A 25,815-nucleotide genomic window follows, 5' to 3' on the forward strand; every position below is an offset into this window, starting at 1 on the left:
CATCTTACGCGATCGGTCGGGCATTGGCGCGCAACTGGTCGTCCACCCGGGCGCATCGCGGGCACAGGCAGGACTTGTCGCGCAGCTCGGCGGGCAAGGCTTCGAGCACGGACGGATCGATACTCACGCCGTAGCACCAGCAGGCCCGGTCGGCGGTCTTCGGGTCGGCGAGGGTGCAGTCATTGGTGGCGCCGCAGGCGGGGCAGAGGTCAGGTTTATTCATAGCTCGAATGGGGCATTTCCACGCAGGTTCGGTTGCTTCCGGTCTGTCGGGCGCGTTGCAGCGCATGATCGGCCCGGGACAGCAGGCTATGCAAGGTGTCTTCGTCCTGCACGGTGGTCAGGCCGATGCTGATGGTGGCCTGCAATTGCTTTCCGCTGCAGAAATAGCGCTGCTGCTGGATGTGCTGGCGGGTTTTCTCCGCGATCCTCAAAGCGTTCTGCCCATCGGTGTCCTTGAGCAACAGGACGAAAGCGTCGGCGCTCCAGCGGCATACGATGTCCGAGTGCCGCAGTGAGTCGGTCAGGTCGCGGGCCAGGGCGGTCAGCAACTGATCGCTGGCGATGTGGCCATGGGTGCTGTCGAGTTGCCTGAAGTTGTCCACTTCCAGCAACAACGCGCTCAAGGGCTTGGGCTCGCGCTGGGCTTCATGCAGGGCCTGCACCGCCAACAGGTCGAAGCCCCGGCGATTGGGCAGCTCGGTCAGGCCGTCAAGGATGGACTGAGCGTCGATCCTTTGTTGATAACTGGCGATCAACCGATAGAGCACCACGACCACGGCCACTGTGACCAGCAGACCGATCAGCAGGTTGATGTACAGCGCCTTGAGGACGTTGTCTCGCAGCGATGTACCGGCCGCGTAATACCCCAGCAGCGAGGTCACCAGGAAGCCGGCACCGACCAGGATGGCCAACATCAGCACCGGCGAGCGCTGGGAATACAACGACGGACGAAGCGACATGGCGATTCCCTTGGCGTGACCCGATGGAATCAGTTTAGTGGCCTTGCAGGAAAAGGTGTCCGGATTTGCAGAACCGTGGCGAGGTTGCAGCCTCGCCACGACTGACCGCTATCGCAGGCTTCGAAGGTAAGCCCGCCATCCACCCAGTTCGCTGATGTCCCGCGCGCCTTCCAGGCCATAGGGCTCGCAAATGAACCCGCTTTCCCAACGGCCGTCGGCGAGCTGCACCTTGCCCAGCCCCAGCGGCGCGGGAATACCGGTCAGGAACGAGCCCAGTTCGCTGCTGGGCAACTCCCAGACCTCCACTTCGATCGCCACGCCGCCCTCATTGACGCGCAGCATGCCAGGGCGCAGCGGCGGGCCGCCGGCCAGGGCGTAGAGGCGGTAATCCGGCGAGCTGTGGGTGGCTTCGACCAGGCGGGCGCCGCGTCGCTGGAGCTGCCAGTTCAAGGCCAGCCCATCGAGATGCGCGCCACAGACCACCAGCCGTGCCCGATCATGACGCGCCGGGTTGACAGGAACTGGCAGTGCCGGCATCTGCTGGCGCTGCAAGGCGTCGGCGACGCTCAGCAGGTATTGATCGGTGAAGGCCCGACCGAACAACGTCACGCCCCAGGGCAGACCATTGGCCATGAATGCGCTGGGGACGGCCACGGCGGCGTAGTCCAGCAGGTTCATGAAGTTGGTGTAGTAACCCAGCTCCGAATTGCGCAGTACCGGTTCGGCGGCGAGCTCGGCGAGGGTCACCGGGCGACCGATGGTGGGGGTGAGTACGCAGTCGAGGCTTTGCAGGGCACGGTCGCATCGGGCCTTGAGTGCTTGCAGGCGATACTGGGCGCGGAAGGTCTGCACGCCATCCACGCCGGGCGCTTTCGCCAGTACTGCGCGGATGACCGGCAGGACCGCATCGGGCTGACGCTCCATCAACTCACCGACCACGCTGTAGCGCTCGGCCACCCAGGGGCCTTCATAAAGCAGGCGCGCAGCTTCGAGGAAGGGCGACAGGTCCAGCTCCACCGCCTCGCCGCCCAGGCGTTCGAGGCGCTCGATGGCCTCCTGAAACAAGCTGGGTCCTTCATCGCAGCCGAAAAACTCCAGGTCCTGCTGGCGCGCAACGCCGAAGCGAAAGCGTTGCGGCACGCCGAAAGCCGAGCTGTCGTTCCATTGCCGATTGCAACGGCTGTATTCGTCCCCCGGGTCGAGACGGGCCGTCAGCGCCAGCAGCTGGCTGGCTTCCCGGGCCGTTGCGGTGAATGTCGTCACGCAGTCCAGCGTACGGCAGGCAGGGATCACGCCTGCCGTGGAAATCAAACCCTTGGTGGCTTTCAACCCCACCAGGTTGTTCAACGCTGCGGGTACTCGGCCGGAGCCCGCAGTGTCGGTGCCCAAGGCGAAGCTGGCGACTCCCAGTGCCACCGCCAGCGGCGATCCGGCGCTGGAGCCACCCGCCGGATAATCGGGCAGGACACTGTTGCGGCAAGCACCATAGGGCGTGCGGGTGCCGTTGAGCCCGGTGGCGAACTGGTCGAGGTTGGTCTTGCCAAGGGGAATCGCGCCCAGCGCCAGCAACTGTTCGACGATGCTCGCTGAACGGTGCGGCACGTAGGCGAACGCCGGGCAGGCGGCGGTGGTGGGAATGCCGGCCAGGTCGATGTTGTCCTTGATGGCGAACGGTACGCCATACAAGGGCAGGTTTTCCAGGTCTTGGCTTTCCAGGGCCGCCAGGTAGGGTTCCAGTTCTTCGGGCGACAACAGGTGGATGAACAGGTGGTAGTCCGGGTTGAGCGCGGCGGCTTTTTCCCGCAGGGCCAATATCAGTTGGCGAGGCGTCAGTTCGCCGCTGCGGTAGGCGTTACGCAGGTCGTCCAGCTGTAGGGATGGGCTCATGGCATTGATCCTTCGATTGAGTTCAGTCACGTTGCAGCACCACGACGCGCTGTCCGGCACGCACCGCCGAGCCTGGCTGGACATGCACCTGGCGCACCACGCCGGCCACCGGAGCCAGTACCGGGATCTCCATTTTCATCGACTCCAGGATCACCAGCACGTCTCCGGCGGCGACCCGTGCGCCGGCGGCCACCTGGACCTGCCAGAGGTTGCCGGCGATGTGGCTGTCGACGCTCACTTGATCCGCGTCCAGCCTTGCGTCTTCAGTGGGTGCGGGCGTCGGTTCCTCGCTGTCGAAGTGGGCCTGGCCGCTGGCGATCCAGCGCTCGCGTTCGGCATTGAACGCGTGTTGTTGCTGCTGGCGAAACGCGGCGATGCTGTCGGCTTCCCGCGCCAGGAAACGCTGGTAGTCGGCCAGGTTGAGCTGGCTGTGTTCGATGGCCAGGTCGAAGCGGTCCAGGGGGAAATCCCGACGGATGCGCAACAGCTCATCGGCACTGACCGGGTAGAAACGGATCTGGTCGAAAAAGCGCAGCAGCCAGGGCTTTCCTTCGAACGCGGAGACATCCCGATAGCGATTCCACATCTGCAACGTGCGGCCGACGAACTGATAGCCGCCAGGCCCTTCCATGCCGTACACGCACAGATAGGCACCGCCGATGCCCACCGAGTTTTCCGCGGTCCAGGTGCGGGCCGGGTTGTATTTCGTGGTCACCAGCCGATGGCGCGGGTCCAGCGGGGTGGCGACCGGCGCGCCGAGGTAGACATCGCCCAGCCCCATCACCAGGTAGCTGGCCTCGAACACCGTGCGTTGCACTTCGTCCAGGTTGGGCAGGTCGTTGATCCGGCGGATGAACTCCAGGTTGCTCGGGCACCAGGGTGCGTCCTTGCGCACTGTGGTCATGTATTTTTCAATCGCCAGCTGGCAGGCCGGGTCGTCCCAGGACAGCGGCAGATGGACGATGCGCGACGGCACCTGCAGGTCTTGCGCGGCGCATACCGCATCCCATTCTCCGGCGACGATGGCCAGCAGATCGGCCAGGGGCAATCGCTCGGGCTGGTAGTGCACCTGGAGCGAGCGGATGCCGGGCGTCAGGTCGACCACGCCATCCAGTCGTTTCTGTTCCAGGGCCTGCATCAGGGCATGGGCGCGAAAGCGCAGCACCAGGTCCAGTTCGGGCGCGCCGATTTCCAGCAGCAGGTGGGTATCGCCGGACAATCTTGCCACCAGGTGGGTATCGTCCTGGCCGATATCCAACACCACAGGCGACGCGATCCCCTGTGGGAGCGAGCTTGCTCGCGACAGCGGCGGGACATCCAACATCGAGGGGACTGACAGATCGCTATCGCGAGCAAGCTCGCTTCCACAGCAAGCCCATTTCAGGGCCAGTGAGCGGGCGGTCTTCAGGTCCACCGGCACGAAGCGCACCTGGTCCCCTGCCTTGAGCTGCCCCAGTTGCCAGAGGTCCGCCTCGATCACGGTCACCGGGCAAACGAAGCCGCCCAGGCTCGGTCCGTCGGGGCCGAGGATAACCGGCATGTCGCCGGTAAAATCCACGGCGCCGATGGCGTAGGGGTTGTCGTGGATATTGGAGGGGTGAAGTCCGGCCTCGCCGCCATCGGCGCGTACCCATTCGGGTTTCGGCCCGATCAGTCGGATGCCGGTTCGGCTGGAGTTGAAATGCACTTCCCATGAGGTATCGAAGAAGGTCTGGATGTAGCGCTCGGTGAAATATTCGGGCGCGCCGTGCGGACCGTAGATCACACGGATCTGCCGCACGGGCGGCAACTCGATGGGCGTCTCGCTGATCGACGGCAACTCGAGGCGCCCGTCCAGCGCAGCCAGGTGCAGTACATCGCCGGTGCACAATGCGCGCCCGGCGTGGCCGCCGAACTGGCCGAGGGTGAACGTGCTTTTGCTGCCCAGGTAGTCCGGTACCTGCAGGCCGCCCTGCAGGCACAGATAGCTGCGCGCCCCGGCGCCGCAAAGGGTTCCGATGGCGAGGGTGGAGCCGGCGGCGATGGCCAATGGGGTGTTCATCGGCACGGGTTCATCGTTGAGGCTCAACGCGATCGTCGCGCCCGTCACGGCAACCCGGGCATCGCAGTTGAAGCGCAGCAGCGGGCCACTCATGGTGATTTCCAGTGCAGCCGCGCCTTCTTCATTCCCCAGCAGGCGATTGCCCAGGCGCAGCGAGCGGCTGTCCATCGGTCCCGATGGCGGCACCCCCACCGCCCAATAGCCGAGGCGACCTGGATAATCCTGGACGCTGGTCAGGGTGCCTGGGCTGAGCACTTCGAACGTGTTGGCGCGATAGACCAGGGTTTCCAGGCAGCGGGTCCAGGGCTGGCCGTTGGCGAAGGGCGCGTCGAGAAGAATCTGTTGCAGGTATTCGCGGTTGGTTTCGACGCCGTACAGCAGGCTGTCTCCCAGCGCCTGGTGCAGGCCCAGGCGCGCCTGTTCACGTGTGGGCGCCCAATGAATGACCTTGGCGATCATCGGGTCGAAGTAGGGCGGGACCTGGCAACCGGCCTCGACCCAGGTGTCGATGCGCAGGCGTTTGCCATCGGTTGGCGGGAATTGCACGGACGTCAGCAAACCGGGGCTTGGCTGGAAATCCCGGCCTGGATCTTCGGCATACAGGCGCGCCTGGATCGCATGCCCCTCGGCTTTCAAGCCCAGGCTCAGTTCGCTCAAGGGCGGCAGCTCGCCGGCGGCCAGTTCCACCATCCAGCGCACCAGGTCCACGCCCCATACTTGCTCGGTGACGCCGTGCTCCACTTGCAGACGGGTATTGACCTCCAGGAAATAAAAGCGCCCCGCGTCACTGTCGAACACGAACTCCACAGTGCCGACGCTGCGGTAGTTCACCGCCCGGGCCAGCTTGATCGCCGCCGCGCAGAGTTCTTCGGCCATTCCCTCGGGCAGGTTGGGCGCCGGGGTTTCTTCGATGACCTTCTGGTTGCGCCGTTGTACCGAGCAGTCGCGCACCCCCAGGGCGAGCACCTGGCCCTGGCCGTCGCCGAACACTTGAACCTCAAGGTGCCGGGCCCGTTCGATGTACTTCTCGATGAACACACCGGCGTCGCTGAAATTGTTCTGCCCGAGGCGCTTGACCGCTTCGAAGGATTCGCTCAACTCGGTGGCGCTGCGGCACACCCGCATGCCGATGCCGCCGCCGCCCGCCGTGCTTTTCAGCATCACCGGATAGCCGACTTGGGCGCCGGCCAGCAGTGCCGCCTCGACACTGTCGAGCAGCTCGGTGCCTTCGAGCAACGGCACGTCGTGCTGTCGGGCCAGGGCGCGAGCGGTGTGCTTGAGGCCGAACACCCGCAGTTGCTCCGGCGTCGGGCCGATGAAGGCAATGCCGGCGGCCTCGCAGGCTTCGGCGAAAGCGGCGTTCTCCGAGAGAAAACCGTAGCCGGGATGAATCGCCGTCGCACCGCTGCTTCGGGCGACTTCCAGGAGTTTGTCCAGCGCCAGGTAGGTGCCGGCCGCGGCGCCGTCGCCCAGGCAATGGGCTTCATCGGCCTGGAGGATGTGCAGGCTGGCGGCGTCGGCTTGGGAGTACACCGCGACGCCCTTGACCTGCATCTGGTGCAAGGTACGCAGGATGCGGCAGGCGATGGCGCCACGGTTGGCGATGAGGATTTTTTCGAACATGGCATTGCCCCCTCAGGCATGGGTGCTGCCTGAACCGGGATGCGGGCCGTCCCGCAGTTGTCGATGGCCTACGGGGTCGTCCCCGTGAGCGAAACCAAAGCCCAGATTCCCCCAGGGGATGGGTGGTGTTTCATAAATATCCTGTTTATTTGATGCACTGCCCCGCACGGCTCTGGCACAGCATGAACAGCCAACGGCGCAGGCGCGCGAATTTCAGTTCCATATCAAAAGCTCCGCAGGCGTGGGGTTGTAGGCGTTGCACGGGTTGTTCAGTTGCGGGCAGTTGGAAATCAGTACGATGACGTCCATTTCCGCCCGCAGGTCGACGTATTTGCCCGGTGCCGAAATGCCATCTTCGAAGCTCAGGCCGCCGTCGGCGGTGACCGGCACGTTCATGAAAAAGTTGATGTTAGGGCCGATGTCGCCCTTGCCCAGGCGACCGTCGTGGGCACAGGCCCGCAGATAGTTGTCCCGGCAGCTGTGCATGTAGCGCTTCTCCAGGGCGTAGCGCACGGTGTTGCTTTCCTGGGCACAAGCGCCGCCGAGGGTGTCGTGGCGCCCGCAGGTGTCTTCGATGATGGTCAGCATCGGACGGCCGAGGTTGGAATACAGCACGCTGCCGGTACTCAGGTAGACATTGTTCTGCCGGCGCAGGGTGCGTTGCACGTCATAGCGTTCCTTGGGGTTGGCCAGGCTGTAGAACAGCGTGTCGACTGCCTGGTTGCCTTCCAGGTCGAGAATGCGCAGGGTCTGGCCCGCCTTGACCTCTGTCAGCCAGGGTTCGCCGGCGGGAATCGTGGCGCGATAGAGGGCGGTGTCGGGTTGCTTGTGTGCGGTGCTGATGGCGAATGACATGGCTGCGATCCTCAGGCGAACAGGCGGTCGGTGTTGATGAAGCCGCGCTGGTTTTCCGGGCGCGAATGACGGCAGTGCTCGGCGACGCTGGCATTGGCATTCATCCAGCTGAGCTTGACCGGTTGCGGGGCGTATTGCGGATTCGGGTCCATCGGGTGTTGCAACGCGGTCAGCACCACCAGGGTGTCCATCGGGGCGTACAGCTCGATGAAATCGCCAGCCCTGGAGTTGCCCTCGACGAAATGAAACTGCCCGGCCTCGTCGACATCGACACGGCTGAACAGGTTGAGGGTCATCAGCAGGTCGGACAGGCCCAGCCCCCATTTGCCCAGTTCCACCAGCAGGTTGTCGGTGCCGTTGCGAAAGAAGCCGTTGCGCAGTTCCTGGTACCGACCCTGGCCGTATTTCTCGGCGACTTCCTCGGCGCAGAGCACGCCTCCCAGGCTGTCGCTCCAGCCGCAGGTGTCAGCGGTGATCGCCGCCAGCACCCGACCCATGTCCGAGTACAGGCAATGACCGGCGGTGAGCTTGGCGGTGTGCTGGCACTTGAGGCTGTCCGGCAGGTTCAGGCGTTCGGTTTTCTCGTTGGCATTGAGCAGCGTCATGCTCACGTTGGCCCCGCCGCGCAAATCGGTCAGGCGCAGCAACTGGCCACGCTTGAGCACGAACGAGCGATGGCCGCCGCCGGGCAGCAGTTCTTCGGCGAAGGGTGGAAACAGTTGGATCGAATCGGTCATGTAAAAGCTCCTTTTCAAGCGATACGCAACGCACCGGCCAGGCCGGCGGACGCTGCCTCGACGGCGGCATGGGCGGTGCGTCGATCGCTGTTCAATGGGATGTCGTAGGTGATGCGCGCGCCGTAGGCGCCCGGGGCGTGGGGGTCGACTCGCACCTTGTCGAATACCAGCAGGCGCGTACCGAGGCTGAAACCTTCGGACAGGTCGTGGGTGACCATGAACACGGTCAGGCGGGTCTCGCGCCAAAGCGCCAGCAGCAGGGCATGCATGTCTTTGCGAATGCCGGGGTCGAGGGCGCCGAAGGGTTCATCCAGGAGCAGGACGCGCGGTCGCATGATCAACGCCTGGGCAATCGCCAGCCGTTGCTGCATGCCGCCGGAGAGCTGCGCCGGGTATTTATCCAGGGCCTGGCCGAGGCCGACTTTGTCCAGCAATCGCGCGGCTTCTTCCCGGGCCTGGCGCTTGGCGCTACCGAACAGACGCCCCAGCACCGGCGAGCGTGGCAGCTCCAGGCCCAGGGCCACATTGTCCAGCGCCGTCAGGTGCGGGAATACCGAATAGCGCTGGAACACCACGCCCCGGCTGGCATCCGGCTCGCCCGCCAAGGGCTCGCCATCCAGCAGGATCTGTCCGCGACTGGCCTGTTCCTGGCCCAGCAATAACCTGAGGAAGGTCGATTTGCCGCAACCCGACGCGCCCACCAGGGTGCAGAACTCGCCCTCGGCGACACTCAGGTTCAAGCGTTCGAGCACCACCTGATCGGCATACTGTTGCCAGACATTGTTCACCGTGATGAAGCTCATGCCTTCGCCCCTTCATACCAGGGGAACGCTTGGCGAGTCAGGCGCTTGAGACCCCAGTCCATCAGCCAGGCGAGCAGGGTGATCCACACCACGTATGGCAGGATCACGTCCATTGCCAGGTAACGACGCACGAGGAAAATCCGATAGCCCAGGCCATCGGTGGAGGCGATGGCTTCGGCGGCGATCAGGAACAGCCAGGCCGAACCCAGCATAAGCCGCAGGGAAATCAACAGCCGCGGCAATAGCTGTGGCAGGACCACGCGCAGGATCAGGGTCCAGGTGGACGCACCGAGGGTCTGGGCCTTGATCAGCAGTTCACGGGGAATTTCCCGGGCGCGCTGTTCCAGGTCCCGGGCCAGGCATGGTGTGACGCCGATGACAATGAGCATCACCTTCGACAACTCCCCAAGGCCGAAGACAATGAACAGGATCGGCAGGATGGCCAACGGCGGCACCATCGAGACCACGGTGAGCAAGGGCGACAGCGGCGCGCCCAGCAGTGGCAGCGTGCCGGCGGCGATCCCCAGGCAGAGCCCGGCCAGGGCACTGATGCCCAGGCCGATGGCCAGCCGGCGCAGGCTCGACGCGGTGTCCTGCCAGAGCAGGTAATCGCCGCTGCGAGCATCGGCGGTGAAAGCCAGGCGTTTCACCGCGTCGCTCATCTGTGTCGCGCTGGGGAGCAGCTTGTCGTTGGGGTTGTCCGTCAACCGTTCGGCCGAGCCAGTGAAATAGGCGAACAACACCAGCGCGAAGGGCAGGATCACCAGCAACAAGCGGCTGGGGCGGTCCGGGTAGCGGTTGATCAGGCGCATGCCAGGTCCTCCGGTTACAGCTTGGCGTCGGCGGCCAGCTGTACGTAGGTGGGATCGAAGCGCAGCTTGAGGTTGGCCTTGTCGCCAAGGATCACGCCGTTGGCGAATGCCATGCCGACCGCGTCGGCGTTCTTGGCGCCTTCGCCCAGCAGACCGTGGCGGAACGAGAAGTCCGCCACCTTGCGCTGCGTGTCGGGCAGTTGCCCGCTGGTGGCGAAGCCGAGCGCTTCCTGGGGCGTGGCGAACAGCCTGGTGGTGTCCAGCTGCGCCTGGAAACCCGCCAGGTCGGTGCCCGAGGCTTTCGCCATGTGCTCCAGCGCCGCCTTGCTGGCTGCGTTTTTCGCATTCATCAGCGCCACCACCTCGAACCAGGCGCCGGTCAATGCCTTGCCCAGGGCCGGGTTGTCCTGGAGGGTCTGGGTGTTGACCACCATCATGTCCATGATCTCGCCGGGGATCTGGCTGGAGTTGAACACTTCGCTCACCCCAGGCTGGGCCTTGATGTCCGAGAGCATCGGGTTCCAGGTAGTGATGGCCTTGACCTGCTCGGTGTTGAACGCGGCGGAGATGTCGGCGTCGGAGGTGTTGACGACCTTCAGGTCTTTTTCGGTCAGGCCAACCGAGTCCAGGGCCCGGGCCAACAGGTAGTGCGAGACCGACAGCTCCACCAGGTTCACGTCCATGCCCTTGAGGTCCGTCACTTTCTTGCCTTCGCCCTTGATGACGACGCCGTCGTTGCCGTTGGAGAAGTCACTGACGATCAGGGCGGTGCTGTCCACGCCACCGGCCGCGGGAATGGTCAGGGCATCCATGTTCGTCATGGTGCAGCCATCGAACTGACCGGCGGTGTACTGGTTGATGGATTCGACGTAGTCGTTGAGCTGCACGACATCGATCTTGATGCCGTACTTCTTCGCCCATTTGTCGACGATGCCCTGGCTACCGGCATATTCCCAAGGCATCCAGCCGGCATAGATGGTCCAGCAAACGCTGAAGTGGTCTTTCTGCGCGGCGGTGGACGAAAGGCTGGCGAGGGCCGCGAAGGCGGCGAGAAGCAGAGAGGACAGACGAAGCTTGAACATGGGGGTTCTCCAGTTGATCAAGGGCGGACAGGAGCAACGCGGCACCGTGAACGGTGGCTTGTCTCCCGGGCTTTTTTCCCGCCGTGTAACCTCAACTGGAGGTCGCCAACTCTCGGACCAGCCACTCGCCAGAGGCGAGCCGGAACCCTAGTCAGCCATTGCAAATTGTGGTGCCGCGAACCTGTGATGACTCCTGCACGGTGATTGTTTAAGCGAGAGCCGTGCCAAGTCGGCAAAAGGCCCGAGCCAGAGAGATCGGACTTGGAAAGATGCTGTGAAGCGCTTGATGAGTGCTTGGTTGTGGTGCCGGGGCGCACCGCAATGAGGCAAAAAGCTACATGTTTCGAGTTGTTGCGGCGTCGCACCAGATTCCGATTTCACTGTCTGATTTATCGTCAGTCACCCAATAGTTGACTGCCGCCCATCAGCGTCGCTGATGCGGCCCATTCGCGGTCCAGGAGGCCGCCATGTATCGACGACTGCTGCTCACTGCGTTTCTCGGATTGACTCTCTCGGCCTGTGCGCCTTACTACGACGCAGACTCCAGCTATTACCGCTCCGAGGTCTACACCTCACCGGCGCCGGCTTATTACAGCGGCGGAAGCTATTACTATTCGGCTCCGCGTGGCTACTACGCCCCGCGGTATTACCAACCGGCGCCACGCTACTATTCGGCACCGCGCTACTATCAACACGGCCCTCGCTATTATTCGCCACCGCGGGCGGCCTATCGGCCTTATCCGCATCGGGGCGGCTGGGATGGCCGCGATCGGGGCGGTTGGGATGACAACCGTCGTCACCGAGACGGACGTGATCATCGAGGACGGCGCGATCATGATGGACGAGGCTACCATCGCTGATCGGCAGACCATGAAAAGCGGCGCATCGAGCGCCGCTTTTTTTGTGCCTGGCAGAAACCATTCTATTCGTTGGGCAAGTCCGCCAACGGGTGTCGGCCTTCCCAGGCCTTGTGGAAATGTGCCTCCACCGCGGCCTCGGGTACGTGGTTGATGTCCGGCCAGTGCCAGCGGGGCTTGTGGTCCTTGTCGATCAGCCGCGCGCGCACGCCCTCGCTGAATTCCGGATGCCGGCAGCAATTGAGGCTCATGGTGTATTCCATGCGGAACACGCCGGCCAGGGACAGATGCCGGGCCCGGGCGATCTGCTCCCATACCAGGCAGGCGGTCAGGGGTGAGCCTTCGGTCATGGTCCGGGCGGCCCGGGCAATCAACGGGTCCTGGTCTTCCACCAGCAGGTTCAAGGCTTTCCAGGCGCAACGCACGTCGCTGACATCCAGCCATTCGTCGATTTTCTGCCGACGCGGCAGCCATTGGGCTTCGGGCAGTCGATCGAAGGCCTCTTGCTGCAGGGCCTTGAGCAGGCTGTTGAGCTGCATGTCGGTCTGTTCCTGCCAGTTGAGCTGCAACAGGCCTTCGATCAGGTCGTCCTGTTGTTCGTCGAGCAGGAAACGGTCGGCCAGGCCCAGGTCGATGGCGTCCCTGGCATTCATGTGGGCGCCGGTCAGGCCGAGGAACAGGCCAAGCTTGCCCGGCAGGCGAGACAGGAACCAACTGGCGCCGACGTCCGGGTACAGGCCGATGCTGATTTCCGGCATGGCAAGGCGACTGCTGGGCGTGACGATCCGCGTGCTTGCACCTTGCAGCAGGCCCATCCCGCCACCGAGTACATAGCCGTGGCCCCAGCAGATCAAGGGTTTGGGATAGGTATGCAGGTTGAAGTCCAGTCGGTATTCAGCCGCGAAAAACTGTGCTGCCAATGGCGGTACTTCACCAGGGTGGGCACGGCAGGCTTCCACCAGGCTGCGTACTTCACCGCCGGCACAGAATGCCTTGGCGCCGTTGCCACGCAGCAATACACAAACCACTTGCGGTTCCCGGGCCCAGGCATCGAGACGATCACGCAGGGCGTTGATCATGGGCAGGGACAAGGCGTTCAGGGATTTTTCGGCATCCAGGGTGGCGATGCCGATACGGGCGCCGTCGATGCCAATGAGCTCTTCGAAGTGCAGGTTCATCGTGACCTCGATCAGAAATTTGAATGATCAGTATGACTGCTGCGTGGGAAAATGCCGGATCAAACGCCGAAGCCATGTCGGATCAATTGACAAGCCTTGTGGGCTTTCCTAGGGTGCGCCCATTGTTTTTATCGGGTGCAATCATGACTGCCGACGACCGTATCAAACTCGAGCCGAGCTGGAAGCAGGCACTGCGTGCCGAGTTCGACCAACCCTACATGGCGCAGTTGCGCGAATTCCTGCGCCAGGAGTACGCAGCCGGCAAGCAGATCTATCCACCGGCTTCGCTGATTTTCAATGCCCTCAATTCCACGCCCCTGGACAAGGTCAAGGTGGTGATCCTCGGCCAGGACCCGTATCACGGCCCGGGCCAGGCCCATGGCCTGTGTTTTTCGGTACAGCCGGGCGTGCCGGCGCCGCCATCGCTGGTGAACATCTTCAAGGAATTGAAACGCGACCTGAACATCGATATCCCCAACCATGGCTACCTGCAAAGCTGGGCCGATCAGGGGGTGTTGCTGCTCAACACCACCATGACCGTGGAACGTGCCAACGCCAACTCCCACGCGGGCAAGGGCTGGCAACATTTTACCGATCGGGTCATCGAGGTGGTCAGCGAGCATCAGCCGCACCTGGTCTTCCTGCTATGGGGCGCTCATGCGCAGAGCAAGCAGAAGCTGATCGACGCCACCAAGCACCTGGTGCTGACTTCGGTCCATCCATCGCCGTTGTCGGCTTACCGGGGTTTCCTGGGGTGCGGGCATTTCAGCCGGGCCAACAAGTTCCTCGAACAGCATGGTGATACGCCGATCGATTGGCGATTGCCGCCGCTTTGATGCGCAACCCCATCGCGAGCAGGCCCGCTCTCACCTGTGCGGCTTGTGAGAGCGAGCCTGCTCGCGATGGGGGCAAACGGTCATCAACTTGAGGCCGGCTTGCGCATCCAGTACCTGAACAACGGTTCCGCCAGGAACAGCACGAACAACAAACGCATCACCTGCAATGCCGTCACCAGCGGCACCGACAGCTGCAGGGTCTCTGCCGTCAGGCTCATCTCCGCGATACCGCCGGGCATCATGCCCAGTGTCAGCGAGCGCAGGTCCAGATGCGTCAACGTGCTCAGGCCCAGGGCCGCCAGGGTGGCGATCAGCATCGTCAACACGGTGCCCACCAGCGTGCGCCCCATGAAGGATGGCGCCCGGCGGAAAAACTGCCGGTTGAAGTGGCAGCCCAGGCCACTGCCGATCAGCCATTGGCCGATCTGGCTGCCGCCATGGGGCAGGCTGATGTGCAGGTCCCAGGCGACACTCACCACCGCGCTCACCAGCAGAGGGCCGAACAACCATGGGTTGGGTTGACGCAGGCGCTCCCAGATCCAGGCGAGCAGGGCGCCGGCGGGGAACAGGATGGCCAGCCACAGCCAGTCCACGGTGGTGGCGTGCTGCACCGGGGCGCCTTGGCCCAGCAAATACTTGAACGCGGCCGGTACGCACAGCACCACCACCAGGACCCGCAGGCTCTGGCCCGCAGCGACACGACTCAGGTCCGCGCCATTGCGCGCGCCGAGGTTGACCATCTCGCCGGAGCCGCCCGGCATGCTGGAAAAAAAGGCGGTGGCGCGATCTTCGCCGGTGCGGCGCATCAGCCAGACACTCACCACGCTGGACACGCTGGTGATCAGCGCGCCGAAAAAAATCAGGCCGAAATGACTCAGGACCTGTTCCATCACCACTGGCGTGAAGTGCAGGCCGATGCCGATGCCCACCACCCATTGGCCGCATTTGCGGCCGCCGGGAATTTCCGCCAATTGCCATGGGGTCAGGCAACGCACCAGGATGATCGCCAGCAACGAACCGACCATCCACGGCAGGGGCCAGCCGATCAGGCTGGCCAGGTAACCGCCGGCCAGGCCGACCAGCGGTGTTCCCCACCATTGTCTGAAAGTCGCTTCAGACATTGGCCAGGGCGCGACGTTGTGCGGCGCGACGGCGCCAGATCCGTAGCAGTGGCATGAACAGCATGATAGCCGTCAGTACCCAGCAGCCGAAGGCGATCGGGCTCGACCAGAGGATTTCCAGCCCGCCGTTGGAGATCGACAACGCACGACGCAGGTTCTGTTCCATCAGGCCGCCGAGGATGAAGCCCAGCAGCACTGGCGACAGTGGGAAGTCCAGCTTGCGCAGGATGTAGCCGAAGATGCCGATGCCAATCATCAGGAACAGGTCGAACGTGGTGGCGTGCACCGCGTAGACGCCGATGCCGGTGATGATTGCGATCACCGGTACCAGGGCCCAGTTCGGCACGGCCAGGATGCGGGTGAAGACACGGATCATCGGGATGTTGAGGATCACCAGCATGATGTTGGCGATGAACAGCGACGCGATCAGGCCCCAGACAATGTCCGGCTGCTGCTGGAACAACAGTGGACCCGGGGTGATGTTGTACAGCGACAACGCGCCGATCATCACTGCCGTGGTACCCGAACCAGGCACGCCAAGGGTCAGCATCGGCACCAGTGCACCGCAGGCGGCACCGCCGATGGCCGTTTCCGGGGCGGCGAGACCGCGCTTGTCTCCTTGGCCGAACGTACCACTGGCGCCAGCGATGCGTTTTTCAGTCATGTAGGCCACGGCGCTGGCCAGGGTTGCACCGGCTCCTGGCAGCACGCCCATGATGAAGCCGAGCACGCCGCAACGCAGGTTCACGATGAAGACCGATGCCGCTTCCTTGAAGTTGAACATCATCCGCCCGGTGGCTTTCACCGCTTCCTGGCCGTGATGAGTCTTTTCCAGCATCAACAGGATTTCACTGATGGAGAACAGGCCCAGGACCAGTACGACGAACTGAATGCCGTCGGCCAGATGAACGTTGTCACCGGTGAAACGGTACACACCACTGTTGGCATCGATCCCGACTGCCGACAGGAACAGGCCGATCAACGCTGCAATGAACGTCTTGAGCGGCCGGTCGCCCGCCATGCCTCCGAGGCAGACAATGGCGAAGACCATCAGGACAAAATATTCCGCCGGTCCGAAGGCAATCGCCCATTTGGCCAGCAAGGGCGCAAAGAGCACCATGCCGCAGGTGGCGATGAAGGCGCCGATGAACGAGCTCCATGCCGACAGGGACAATGCCACCCCGGCCAGGCCCTGGCGTGCCATCGGATAGCCGTCGAGGGTAGTCATCACGGTGGACGCTTCACCGGGAATATTGAGCAGGATCGAGCTGATGCGCCCGCCGTATTCGCAACCCAGGTACACCGCGGCCAGCAGGATCAGTGCCGATTCAGGCGGCAGGCCCAGGGCGAAGGCGATGGGGATCAGCAGCGCCACGCCATTGATCGGGCCCAGGCCCGGCAACAGGCCAACCACGGTGCCGATCAGGGTACCGGTCAGTGCGGTGACGAGGTTATAGGGCGTCATGGCAACGCCGAAACCCTGGCCAAGATAATTCAGGGTATCCATATCAGTTCTCCAGGACGTCGAGCAGGCCCAGGGGCAGGGGAACGTCCATCAACTTGTCGAACAATAGATAAAGACCAATGGCCATCAGGCTGATGATCACCACGCTCGGGATCCAGCGACCGCCATACAGGCGGGCCATTGGTACGCCGGTCAGGACACTGGCGAGGATGAAGCCCAGGGGCTCGAAGGTGCCGGCGAATATCAGCAGCAGCGCCACGCAGATGCCGATCTTCTTCAGGGTTTCACGGTCCAGCTGCCGGTCTTCATCGCTGTGCACGATGGGGGCCGGACGGAACACCATGTACAGCAATGCCGCGCCCATCAGCCCCAGCATCAGCAGGGGAAAGGCGCGCGGGCCGACAGGCTCGTAGGAAAACGCTGCCTGATACGGCCAGGCCATCAGCGCGAGGCCGATGCAGACCAGCAGTAGCACCGCAGCAAAAATTCGTTGGATGGTGAGCATGACTAACTCCTGGGCGGCGCCGGTGATGCCGGCGCCGCCACGTGAACAGAGACGGTTACTGGATCAGGCCGAACTCTTTGGCCAGCACCTTGTAATCAGCCACTTGTTTCTTCACGTAGGTGTCCAGCTCCGGACCGGTCATGGCAAACGGGAACAGCTCGCGCTGGTCACGCAGCTTGGCGAACTCCTGCGAAGCCAGCAGCTTGTCGAACGCCTCTTTCCACCAGGCGTAGTCTTCGTCGCTGACCTTTGGCCCGAGGTAGAAGCCGCGAACCACTGGCCAGACGATGTCGTAGCCCTGTTCGCGAGCGGTGGGGATTTCCTTCATTTCTGGCTCATCGATGCGCTTCTCGGCGAACACCGCCAGCAGACGCATGTCACCGCTCTGGATGTGCGGCATGGAGTCGGAAATGTCGGTACTGCCGACCTGGATGTGTCCGCCCAGCAGGGCCGTGGCGATCTCGCCGCCGCCTTCGAGTGCCACGTAGCGCAGGTCGCGAGGATTGATGCCGGCGGCCTTGGCGATCAGGGCCGTCTGCATCCAGTCCTGGCTGCCCACGGTGCCGCCGGAACCGATGACCACCGAGCCCGGATCTTTCTTCAGGGCTTGGACCAGATCGTCCAGGGTCTTGTAGGGCGAATCGCTTTTCACCGCGATGGCGCCATAGCTGGTGCCGACAGCGGCCAGCCAGCGCACGGCGCTTTCATCGAAGCGACCGAATTTGCCCTGGGCCAGGTTCAGCAGCGAACCGCTGGACCAGGCCACCAGCGTGCCGGCATCGGCGGGGCGCTGGGCGACTACTGCGTTGTAGGCCACCGCGCCAACACCGCCCGGCATGTAGGTGACGCGCATCGGCTTGGTCAGCAATTTCTCATTGACCAGCGCACTCTGCGCCAGCTTGCAGGTCAGGTCGAAGCCACCGCCAGGAGAGGCCGGGGCGATGCATTCGGGGCGCTTGGGTTCGGCGAGCAGTTGCCCGGCGAATACCAGGCAACCGGCGGCGAGAGCGATTTTACGCAGTGATGGGCTCATTACGGTCTCCACAGGAGTTGTTGTTGTGTGTGCAAATCTGGCGTTGCCGGATCCGGAGCGGAGCCGGTCAGCGGGTTCGTTACATGCAGTCGTTCATGACGCTCGGCCTTGCCATCCCCGATCCATCGAAGTCATGGGACATGGTGAGTTGGCCATAGATGTACGCCGGCTTCGGCAGAGTCTTGGACTCGACGCCGGCCAGGGCAATCGGATTGGAACGGGAAGGGCGGGCAGGCACTGGGGCCTGGAGCTGCATGGAGAGCATGGTGAATACTCCGCTTTATTGTTCTTATTCGGGCGAAAACGCTTCGAGGCGTTTTTCGTTCATCGTGTTGGCTGCGGACAGCCGAAACTATCCTTGCAAGACTCTATCGGCCCAACCTTTCGCTAACCTTTCAAAAGCTTTCAAGATGTTTTTTGGCTTCACAGCACCGGATGCGGCTGTAAACTCCGCGCCAGTGAATGGCGCCGACTGTCCCTGAATCGAGGAAATACCCATGCGTGTTCTGCTCGTCGAAGACCATCTGCAGCTCGCCGAAAGCGTGGCCCAGGCGCTCAAGAGCACCGGTCTGACCGTGGATGTGCTGCACGACGGGGTAGCCGCCGACCTGGCGTTGAGCAGCGAGGAATACGCCGTGGCCATCCTGGACGTAGGGCTGCCGCGCATGGACGGCTTTGAAGTGCTGGCGCGCCTGCGGGCCAGGGGCAAGACCCTGCCGGTATTGATGCTGACCGCTCGCAGCGATGTGAAGGACCGGGTCCATGGCCTGAACCTGGGCGCCGACGATTACCTGGCCAAGCCGTTCGAACTCACCGAACTCGAAGCACGGGTCAAGGCCCTGTTGCGCCGTAGCGTATTGGGTGGCGAACGCCAGCAGCGTTGCGGGGCATTGGTCTATGACCTGGATACCCGCCGCTTCACCCTCGACGAGGAACTGCTGACCCTCACCTCCCGCGAGCAAGCGGTGCTGGAGGCCTTGATCGCTCGGCCGGGGCGGGTGATGAGCAAGGAGCAACTGGCGGCCCAGGTGTTCGGCCTGGATGAAGAAGCCAGCCCTGATGCCATCGAAATCTACATCCATCGCCTGCGCAAGAAGCTCGATGGGCATGCCGTGGCAATCGTGACCTTCAGAGGCCTGGGCTACCTGCTGGAAACCCGCGATGCATAAGCCTGACAGCCTGCGCTGGCGGCTACTGCGTAACCTGGCGTTGCTGTTGGTGGTGCTGATGCTGGCCAGCGGCCTGAGCGCCTACTGGAACGGCCGCGAAGCGGCGGATACCGCCTATGACCGGACCCTCTTGGCCTCGGCCCGGACCATCGCTGCCGGCCTGTCCCAGCGTGACGGCAGTCTAAGCGCCGATGTGCCTTATGTGGCCCTGGACACCTTCGCCTACGACAGCGCGGGACGCATCTACTATCAGGTCAACGACATCAACCAGAAGCTGATTTCCGGCTACGAAAATCTTCCAGGCCCGCCACCCGGTACGCCCCGCACGGACGATTACCCGGCCCTGGCACGCTTTTACAACGCCAACTACCAGGGTCAGACCGTGAGAGTGGTGAGCCTGCTCAAGGCCGTGAGTGAGCCGAACATGAACGGCATGGCGGAGATCCGCGTGGCGGAGACCGAAGAAGCTCGGGTCAGGATGGCTCGCAGCCTGATGGCCGATACGCTGTTGCGCCTGGGCATGCTGGCCGTGGGCGCGTTGTTGCTGGTGTGGTTTGCGGTCAGCGCCGCGCTGCGCCCGCTGGAGCGCTTGCGCACGGCGGTGGAGGAGCGTCAGTCGGACGACCTGCGCCCGTTGCCCCTGGTGGAGGTGCAGCACGAATTATGGCCATTGGTGAGGGCTCTGAACCATTTCACCGAGCGCCTGCGCGGGCAATTCGAACGGCAGGCGCAGTTCATCGCCGATGCCGCTCATGAGCTGCGAACGCCCCTGGCTGCGCTCAAGGCACGGCTTGAGCTGGGCTTGCGCGCCAATGAGCCGGCGACCTGGAGGGAAACCCTGGAAACCGCGGCCCAGGGCACCGACCGCCTGACTCACCTGGCCAACCAGTTGCTGTCCCTGGCCCGCGTGGAGAACGGCGCCCGGGCTATTGCCGAAGGTGGCGCGCAGCTGTTGGATCTCAGTCAGTTGGCCCGGGAACTGGGCATGGCCATGGCGCCGTTGGCTCATGCCCGTGGCGTGGCCTTGGCCCTGGAGGCGGACGAGCCGGTGTGGCTGCGGGGTGAGCCGACGTTGTTGAACGAGCTGTTGAGCAATCTTGTGGATAACGCCCTGGCCCATACACCGTCGGGCGGCAATGTGATCCTGCGGGTCACTGCGCCAGCGGTGCTGGAGGTCGAGGATGACGGTCCCGGTATTCCGCTGCACGAGCGCGATCGTGTCTTCGAGCGCTTCTATCGACGCAACCAGCAAGTCGCCGGTTCCGGCCTGGGGTTGGCGATCGTCGGGGAAATCTGCCGTGCCCACCTGGCCCAGATCAGCCTGCACGACGGACAGGAAGGCGGGTTGAAGGTGCGGGTGAGCTTTATCCCGGGCTCGGATTGACGAAAGGCAGATACTGTGGCGGCGAAGGAATATATGCCCTCGCCACAGGCGGCTTGAAGTCAGTTGGAGGGGGGGCATGGGCTCGATCAGTAGAACATCGATCGCGCTTCTTCGATGTCCGCGCAACGGTCCTTGTTGTCCGGGTCGATGCCCAGCTTCTTGAAGGCCGGCACCCTGAACACATCGATCCTGCCGAGGGGATGGTCGGTGTCCTTGTAGCAGTACAGCGCCGCGACCTGTACCAGGTCGACATAATCGAGCTGCTTCGACTCTCGGCTGAAATCCAGGTACAGGCCTGGCAGCTTCACCAATCGCTCCGGGAACTCCCAGACGCTGAGCAGCTTGTCACCCAGCACCGGGTGGATCGTGTCGATCACATGACTGAGGCTGATGGGGTCCGACAGCAATTCGTTATGGTCTTCGGCATAGGTCAGGATCGGCAGCACGCCGATCTGGTGCACCAGGCCACCCAGCGCGGCCTGATCGGGCTTGAGTTGCGTGTAGCCACGGCACAGCGCATAGCTGATGCCGGCGATCTCCAGGCTTTTGCGCCAGACCTCGCGCATCTTCTGTTCCACCACCTCGGAGCGGGCGTGGAAGATCTGCTCCATGACCAGGCCGATGGCCAGGTTGCTGCTGTAGTTGACGCCCAGGCGGGTGATGGCAGTGTGCAGGTCGGTGACTTCCTGGGTGGCGCGCAGCAGCGGGCTGTTGACCACTTTTATCAGGCGCGCCGAAAGCGCCGTATCGCGGCCGATGACCTTGCTCAGGTTGCTGACGCTGATCTCCGGGTCTTCCGCGGCCCGGCGAATCTGCAGGGCCACTTCCGGTAATGTCGGCAGAACCAGGTCATCGTTATCGATGGCCTCCACCAAATCCCGCAGGACCTTATCCGCCAAATCGCTCATTTCGGTTCTCTAGGGTGTTGCGACAAATGCTGCGATCAGCGCTGGATCTCGCGGTCGCGGTCCAGTTCGTAAGGCAGGTCCAGCAACTGCAGCGACGGGCCTTCCAGCGTTCCGAGGTGCACGTTGCCCTCTTCTGCTGCTTCGGCCTGCAACACCGCCAGCAGTTCAATATTTTGCTCGGCGCGTGCTGCGATCACCACTTCACCGATGGAACTGCCATGGGAGGGAGAAAACAACGCCGTACCCGGTTCCGGCAATTCGTTGGCGTCCAGTTGCAGGCGATAGAGGCGCCGCTTGAGCTTGCCCAGGTACTGCATGCGGGCAACGATTTCCTGGCCGGTGTAGCAGCCTTTCTTGAAACTCACGCCACCGATGGCCTGCAGGTTGAGCATCTGGGGTATGAACAGTTCACGGGTAGCCGGCATGACCTGGCCGATGCCTGCGCGTATCTGGCCCAGCAGCCACGGGTTCAGGTCGGCTTCGGCCACTACTTCGCGCAGGCGGATCTTGAGCGCGTCGGCCTGTTCGGCGGGCGCCCACAGTTCGACGCGGCCGGGGGAGACGCGGATGGCAATCAGGGATTCATGACGCGCTACGCAGTCAACGTCAGCCGGTAGCTCGAGGCCCAGGCCGGAGAGCGCCGTGTCGGCATTTTCCAGGCCGAAGCGGACCCAGGCCGCGCTTTCGTCGGTGAGCCTGGCCTTGGAAAATACCGCGTATTTCTTCAGGTCCGCCAACTGCGGCTCGAGCAGTTCGGTGGCCATTGCCATCAGCACCCCGTCGCCCTGGAGCACGATGCGAAAGCTGGACTGCATGCGGCCTTTCTGGGTGCAGCGGGCGCCGAGGCTGGCCCGCTCGTCGCTCAGGTAGTTGAGGTTGCAGGTCAATTGGCCCTGCAGGAATTTACTGGCATCCACGCCGCGAACCGCGAGGACGCCTTCGTGGGACAGGGTGCAGAAAAAAGCGGAATCAGCCATGGGTCATCGCAGGATAAAAAAGTCTGATGGACATCATAAGGGGGCGCCCTTGAAATGGGTAGTTCACAAAGGATCGGTCGTGCCCGACCAAAGCTGTCTGTTCCGCCGTGGCCGTGCCTGTATACTTGCGCTCTATTTGAGGAGCCCTCCATGGTCGAAGATGTAGAACTGAATCGCCTCTACTGGCATAGCCGTCGCGGCATGCTCGAACTTGATGTATTGCTGGTGCCATTCGTCAAAGAGGTCTATCCCCACCTTAACGAAGTGGATCGTGCCTGCTATGTCCGCCTGCTCGAGTGCGAGGATCAGGACATGTTCGGCTGGTTCATGGAGCGCAGTGAATCCGACGACCCGGAATTGCAACGCATGGTTCGGATGATTCTGGACCGTGTCCAGCCCAAATAACCACTTCGAATGCCGCTGGCGGGCCTCCGGGCAGTTGCTGGCGGCCTATCTCCTGGCCCAGGCGTTCGCCCTGGGCTCGTTACTGCTGATGTCTGTACCGAGCGGATTCGCAGCGCTTGGCGTTGCGGTGTGCCTGGCCCATGGTGCCTGGACGGTGCCGCGTCATCTGCTGTTGAGCCATCGCCAGGCCTTTGGCGGGTTGCGCCGTGACCTCGATGGCTGGCAACTCTGGAACCGCGCCGATGGCTGGCAGGCGGTGCAGTTGCGTCCCGACAGCCTGGCATTGCCACTGATCGTCGTGTTGCGCTTTCGCTTGAAGGGTGAGCGGCGAGTCCGCTCGATTTGCGTGCCCCGAGACGCGCTGGCACCGGATCTGCACCGGCGCCTGCGCGTACGGCTCAGGTTCAGTCGGCGTAGGTGGGCGGCACCAGGATAGTGTCCAGCGCTTCAGGCAACAGGTTCGGGTAGTCGAGGGTGTAATGCAGGCCCCGGCTTTCCTTGCGCTCCATGGCCGAGCGGATCATCAGCTCCGCCACCTGGGCCAGGTTGCGCAGCTCGATCAGGTCGCGGCTGACTTTGTAGTTACTGTAGAACTCATCGATTTCATCCAGCAGCAGGCGCACCCGGTGCTGGGCCCGCTGCAGGCGCTTGTTGGTACGCACGATGCCGACGTAGTCCCACATGAAGCGCCTCAGTTCGTCCCAGTTGTGGGCGATGATCACGTCTTCGTCCGAGTCGGTGACCTGGCTGGCGTCCCAGGAGGGCAGTGCGGTGGGAGCGGCGATCCGGGGCAACTGTTCCAGAATGTCCGCCGCGGCCGAGCGGGCGTAGACGAAGCATTCCAGCAATGAGTTGCTGGCCATGCGGTTGGCGCCGTGCAGGCCGGTGAAGCTGGTTTCGCCGATGGCGTACAGGCCCGGCACGTCGGTGCGGCCGTGCTGGTCGACCATCACACCGCCGCACGTGTAGTGCGCGGCAGGCACCACCGGGATCGGTTGCCTGGTGATGTCGATGGAGAATTCCAGGCAGCGCTCGTACACCGTCGGGAAATGGCTCTTGATGAAGGCTTCGGGTTTGTGGCTGATGTCCAGGTAGACGCAGTCGATACCCAGGCGCTTCATTTCATGGTCGATGGCCCGGGCGACGATATCCCTTGGCGCCAGTTCGGCGCGCGGGTCGAAGCGTGGCATGAAACGTTCGCCATTGGGCAGCTTCAGGTGCGCGCCTTCGCCACGCAGGGCTTCGGTGATCAGGAAGCTCTTGGCCAGCGGGTGGTACAGGCAGGTGGGGTGGAACTGATTGAACTCCAGGTTCGCCACCCGGCAGCCCGAGCGCCAGGCCATGGCGATGCCGTCGCCGCAGGCACCGTCGGGGTTGCTGGTATAAAGGTAGACTTTCGCCGCGCCACCGGACGCCAGGATCACGAAGCGGGCTCCGTAGGTATCGACTTCGCCGGTGCCACGGTTGAGCACATAGGCACCCAGGCAACGGTCGCCGTCCAGGCCCAGGCGTTTCTCGGTGATCAGGTCGATCGCGACCCGCTGTTCCAGCAGTTCGATATTGGGCCGTTGCCGTGCCTGGGCCAGCAGGGTCTTGAAAATCGCCGCGCCGGTGGCATCGGCTGCATGGATGATGCGCCGATGACTGTGGCCGCCTTCACGGGTCAGGTGGAACTCAAAACCGCCGTCTTCGGTACCGGAGTGCTCGTCCCGGGTAAACGGCACGCCCTGGTCGATCAGCCACTGGATGGCCTCCCGGCTGTGCTCGACGGTGAAACGTACCGCTTCCGGGTTGCACAGGCCGCCGCCAGCGTTGAGGGTGTCCTCGACGTGGGATTCAATGGTATCGGTGTCGTCCAGTACGGCTGCGACACCGCCCTGGGCCCAGAATGTCGAGCCGTTGGCCAGGTCGCCTTTGCTCAGCACTGCGATGCGCAAATGCTGGGGCAATGTCAGGGCAAGGCTCAATCCGGCGGCACCGCTGCCGATTACCAGAACATCGTGTTGATACTGTTGGCTCATTCGAAAGGTTTCCGCTCAAAGCGACCCGGGTCGGGGTTGGCGCAAGACATCCGCTTCAACGGGTCAGGCAGCCACGCAGCCCACTAGTATATAGAGGGGGGGATCGGCACAATAGCCGGGCATTCATGGCAATGTGAAACCAGCGTGACAGAAAAAGCGACACGCTTCGTCGGGTCACGGTTTTCGCCGAAGGGCGACAAGCCGGCCTTTTCGAGGATATAAGGCGGTTTATCTACACATGGTTGCTCGATGTCCGTTTTGAATGGCTATAAATAGCGGGAACTTTTGTCAGCCGGCCAGGTTCAATAGACGGTTGTCTGCAGAAGGGAGCAGCGTCGGGTTGGTGCAAGATTTCGATTCGAGTCTTTGCCGGCAGACCCGGCGACAGATTATTCGCGCAGCCGGGGGAAATCTCGCGCTGCGTTTTTCGTGCGTGCCGGGATCAGAGCGCGTCGGAAACTTGCTTTGAAGGGGGAGAACTTTTGCGAAAAGCCCGAGTCTATGTTTGCAAGCCCGGACAATTAGCCATGCAAGCCTCCTTCGAGCTTATCGAGGAGTGTTCATGCTAACCCAGGAAGAGGATCAGCAGCTGGTCGAGCGCGTTCAGCGTGGCGACAAGCGAGCTTTCGATCTGCTAGTGCTGAAATACCAGCACAAAATTCTCGGGTTGATCGTGCGGTTCGTGCACGACACCCATGAAGCCCAGGATGTCGCTCAGGAAGCCTTCATCAAGGCCTACCGCGCACTTGGTAATTTTCGCGGCGATAGCGCGTTTTACACGTGGCTTTACCGCATCGCCATCAACACGGCGAAAAACTATCTGGTTTCACGCGGCCGACGGCCGCCGGATAGCGATGTGAGTTCTGAAGACGCGGAGTTCTACGATGGCGATCACGGCCTCAAGGACCTCGAATCACCGGAACGAGCGTTGCTGCGGGATGAGATCGAGGGCACCGTCCATCGCACCATCCAGCAATTGCCTGAAGATTTGCGTACGGCGTTAACTTTACGTGAATTCGACGGTCTGAGTTACGAGGACATTGCCAGCGTCATGCAGTGTCCGGTGGGTACCGTGCGCTCCCGGATTTTCCGCGCTCGGGAGGCCATCGATAAAGCCCTGCAGCCTTTGTTGCAGGAAAACTGAGACAGCGGCG

Annotated in this window: 24 protein-coding genes, 1 pseudogene and 1 riboswitch; of the genes and pseudogenes, 7 read left to right on the forward strand and 18 right to left on the reverse strand. The window is 63.0% G+C overall.

Annotated elements, in window-relative coordinates; translation table 11 throughout:
* Positions 1-4: 4 nt before the first annotated feature.
* The 9 genes and pseudogenes from AC1M7R_RS18115 to AC1M7R_RS18155 all read right to left on the reverse strand — a co-directional run bounded on the left by AC1M7R_RS18115 (position 5) and on the right by AC1M7R_RS18155 (position 10,802).
* The gene (locus tag AC1M7R_RS18115) at positions 5-223 is read right to left on the reverse strand and encodes a cysteine-rich CWC family protein (RefSeq protein ID WP_072398666.1); all 219 of its coding nucleotides are present in this window, start codon (positions 221-223) and stop codon (positions 5-7) included.
* Positions 216-833 (reverse strand): annotated as a pseudogene (locus tag AC1M7R_RS18120) (GGDEF domain-containing protein); the annotation flags it as partial. The pseudogene AC1M7R_RS18120 and the gene AC1M7R_RS18115, both read right to left, overlap by 8 nt.
* Before the next feature lie 237 nt (positions 834-1,070).
* Positions 1,071-2,849, reverse strand: a complete 1,779-nt coding sequence (gene atzF / locus AC1M7R_RS18125) for an allophanate hydrolase (protein WP_076405232.1) — start codon at positions 2,847-2,849, stop codon at positions 1,071-1,073.
* 22 nt (positions 2,850-2,871) lie between these two features.
* Complete coding sequence (uca, locus tag AC1M7R_RS18130) at positions 2,872-6,513, reverse strand: urea carboxylase (protein WP_490609792.1); 3,642 nt, start codon at positions 6,511-6,513, stop codon at positions 2,872-2,874.
* Between the two features lie 213 nt (positions 6,514-6,726).
* Positions 6,727-7,368 (reverse strand): urea amidolyase associated protein UAAP2, encoded by a 642-nt coding sequence (locus AC1M7R_RS18135; protein ID WP_072431914.1) that lies wholly within the window; start codon positions 7,366-7,368, stop codon positions 6,727-6,729.
* An 11-nt stretch (positions 7,369-7,379) separates the two neighbouring features.
* Positions 7,380-8,105: an urea amidolyase associated protein UAAP1 gene (locus AC1M7R_RS18140; protein WP_072398671.1), complete on the reverse strand. Its 726-nt coding sequence runs from the start codon at positions 8,103-8,105 to the stop codon at positions 7,380-7,382.
* A gap of 14 nt (positions 8,106-8,119) precedes the next feature.
* Positions 8,120-8,908 carry an ABC transporter ATP-binding protein gene (locus AC1M7R_RS18145; RefSeq protein WP_072398672.1) on the reverse strand — a complete coding sequence of 263 codons (789 nt, stop codon included), beginning with the start codon at positions 8,906-8,908 and terminating at the stop codon, positions 8,120-8,122.
* A complete protein-coding gene (locus AC1M7R_RS18150; protein WP_072398673.1) occupies positions 8,905-9,720 on the reverse strand; it encodes an ABC transporter permease in 816 nt (271 codons plus the stop codon). Before AC1M7R_RS18150 ends, AC1M7R_RS18145 begins: the two co-directional genes overlap by 4 nt.
* 14 nt (positions 9,721-9,734) lie before the next feature.
* Positions 9,735-10,802: a putative urea ABC transporter substrate-binding protein gene (locus AC1M7R_RS18155; protein ID WP_072431915.1), complete on the reverse strand. Its 1,068-nt coding sequence runs from the start codon at positions 10,800-10,802 to the stop codon at positions 9,735-9,737.
* 60 nt (positions 10,803-10,862) lie between these two features.
* A riboswitch (guanidine-I (ykkC/yxkD leader) is annotated at positions 10,863-10,964 on the reverse strand.
* 305 nt (positions 10,965-11,269) lie between these two features.
* Between AC1M7R_RS18155 and AC1M7R_RS18160 the strand changes: the two genes are divergently transcribed.
* Entirely contained in the window at positions 11,270-11,662 is a 393-nt protein-coding gene (locus AC1M7R_RS18160) for a hypothetical protein (RefSeq protein ID WP_072398675.1), read from the forward strand.
* A gap of 62 nt (positions 11,663-11,724) precedes the next feature.
* On the opposite strand, the gene dspII is transcribed toward AC1M7R_RS18160, so the two are convergent.
* Positions 11,725-12,837 carry an enoyl-CoA hydratase/isomerase DspII gene (gene dspII, locus AC1M7R_RS18165; RefSeq protein WP_076407304.1) on the reverse strand — a complete coding sequence of 371 codons (1,113 nt, stop codon included), beginning with the start codon at positions 12,835-12,837 and terminating at the stop codon, positions 11,725-11,727.
* Positions 12,838-12,977: 140 nt separating this feature from the next.
* Here dspII and ung point away from each other — a divergent pair, with 140 nt between their 5' ends.
* On the forward strand, positions 12,978-13,673 hold the full coding sequence (gene ung / locus AC1M7R_RS18170) for a uracil-DNA glycosylase (protein WP_165887909.1): 696 nt from the start codon (positions 12,978-12,980) through the stop codon (positions 13,671-13,673).
* Positions 13,674-13,756: 83 nt separating this feature from the next.
* Here ung and AC1M7R_RS18175 read toward each other — a convergent pair whose 3' ends face one another.
* From AC1M7R_RS18175 to AC1M7R_RS18195, 5 genes are all read right to left on the reverse strand, one after another.
* On the reverse strand, positions 13,757-14,794 hold the full coding sequence (locus AC1M7R_RS18175; RefSeq protein WP_072431918.1) for an AbrB family transcriptional regulator: 1,038 nt from the start codon (positions 14,792-14,794) through the stop codon (positions 13,757-13,759).
* Complete coding sequence (locus AC1M7R_RS18180) at positions 14,787-16,301, reverse strand: tripartite tricarboxylate transporter permease (protein ID WP_072398679.1); 1,515 nt, start codon at positions 16,299-16,301, stop codon at positions 14,787-14,789. The genes AC1M7R_RS18175 and AC1M7R_RS18180 overlap by 8 nt, the downstream gene beginning before the upstream one ends.
* Before the next feature lies 1 nt (position 16,302).
* Positions 16,303-16,764, reverse strand: coding sequence for a tripartite tricarboxylate transporter TctB family protein (locus AC1M7R_RS18185; RefSeq protein ID WP_072398680.1), 462 nt, complete (start codon positions 16,762-16,764; stop codon positions 16,303-16,305).
* Positions 16,765-16,819: 55 nt separating this feature from the next.
* Positions 16,820-17,797: a Bug family tripartite tricarboxylate transporter substrate binding protein gene (locus AC1M7R_RS18190; RefSeq protein ID WP_072398681.1), complete on the reverse strand. Its 978-nt coding sequence runs from the start codon at positions 17,795-17,797 to the stop codon at positions 16,820-16,822.
* Positions 17,798-17,876: 79 nt separating this feature from the next.
* Complete coding sequence (locus AC1M7R_RS18195) at positions 17,877-18,062, reverse strand: hypothetical protein (protein WP_072398682.1); 186 nt, start codon at positions 18,060-18,062, stop codon at positions 17,877-17,879.
* Between the two features lie 232 nt (positions 18,063-18,294).
* On the opposite strand from AC1M7R_RS18195, the gene AC1M7R_RS18200 reads away from it, so the two are divergent.
* Together AC1M7R_RS18200 and AC1M7R_RS18205 are read left to right on the forward strand one after the other, a co-directional pair.
* On the forward strand, positions 18,295-18,966 hold the full coding sequence (locus tag AC1M7R_RS18200; protein WP_072398683.1) for a response regulator: 672 nt from the start codon (positions 18,295-18,297) through the stop codon (positions 18,964-18,966).
* Positions 18,959-20,350 carry a sensor histidine kinase gene (locus AC1M7R_RS18205; RefSeq protein WP_072398684.1) on the forward strand — a complete coding sequence of 464 codons (1,392 nt, stop codon included), beginning with the start codon at positions 18,959-18,961 and terminating at the stop codon, positions 20,348-20,350. The genes AC1M7R_RS18200 and AC1M7R_RS18205 overlap by 8 nt, the downstream gene beginning before the upstream one ends.
* An 86-nt stretch (positions 20,351-20,436) precedes the next feature.
* Here the strand turns inward: AC1M7R_RS18205 and AC1M7R_RS18210 are convergent, their stop codons facing one another.
* Both AC1M7R_RS18210 and ygfZ read right to left on the reverse strand, forming a co-directional pair.
* Complete coding sequence (locus AC1M7R_RS18210; protein WP_072398685.1) at positions 20,437-21,258, reverse strand: HDOD domain-containing protein; 822 nt, start codon at positions 21,256-21,258, stop codon at positions 20,437-20,439.
* 35 nt (positions 21,259-21,293) lie between these two features.
* Positions 21,294-22,235 (reverse strand): CAF17-like 4Fe-4S cluster assembly/insertion protein YgfZ, encoded by a 942-nt coding sequence (gene ygfZ / locus AC1M7R_RS18215; RefSeq protein WP_072398686.1) that lies wholly within the window; start codon positions 22,233-22,235, stop codon positions 21,294-21,296.
* 150 nt (positions 22,236-22,385) lie between these two features.
* Between ygfZ and AC1M7R_RS18220 the strand changes: the two genes are divergently transcribed.
* Complete coding sequence (locus tag AC1M7R_RS18220) at positions 22,386-22,640, forward strand: FAD assembly factor SdhE (RefSeq protein WP_072398687.1); 255 nt, start codon at positions 22,386-22,388, stop codon at positions 22,638-22,640.
* Entirely contained in the window at positions 22,624-23,076 is a 453-nt protein-coding gene (locus tag AC1M7R_RS18225; RefSeq protein ID WP_072431920.1) for a protein YgfX, read from the forward strand. The genes AC1M7R_RS18220 and AC1M7R_RS18225 overlap by 17 nt, the downstream gene beginning before the upstream one ends.
* On the opposite strand, the gene nadB is transcribed toward AC1M7R_RS18225, so the two are convergent.
* On the reverse strand, positions 23,045-24,661 hold the full coding sequence (nadB, locus tag AC1M7R_RS18230; protein WP_072398689.1) for an L-aspartate oxidase: 1,617 nt from the start codon (positions 24,659-24,661) through the stop codon (positions 23,045-23,047). The two genes, AC1M7R_RS18225 and nadB, sit on opposite strands and share 32 nt — an antisense overlap.
* Positions 24,662-25,223: 562 nt before the next feature.
* Between nadB and rpoE the strand changes: the two genes are divergently transcribed.
* A complete protein-coding gene (gene rpoE / locus AC1M7R_RS18235; RefSeq protein ID WP_003172477.1) occupies positions 25,224-25,805 on the forward strand; it encodes an RNA polymerase sigma factor RpoE/AlgU in 582 nt (193 codons plus the stop codon).
* Positions 25,806-25,815 lie beyond the last annotated feature (10 nt).

Source organism: Pseudomonas sp. MS01C9, from assembly GCF_058202755.1.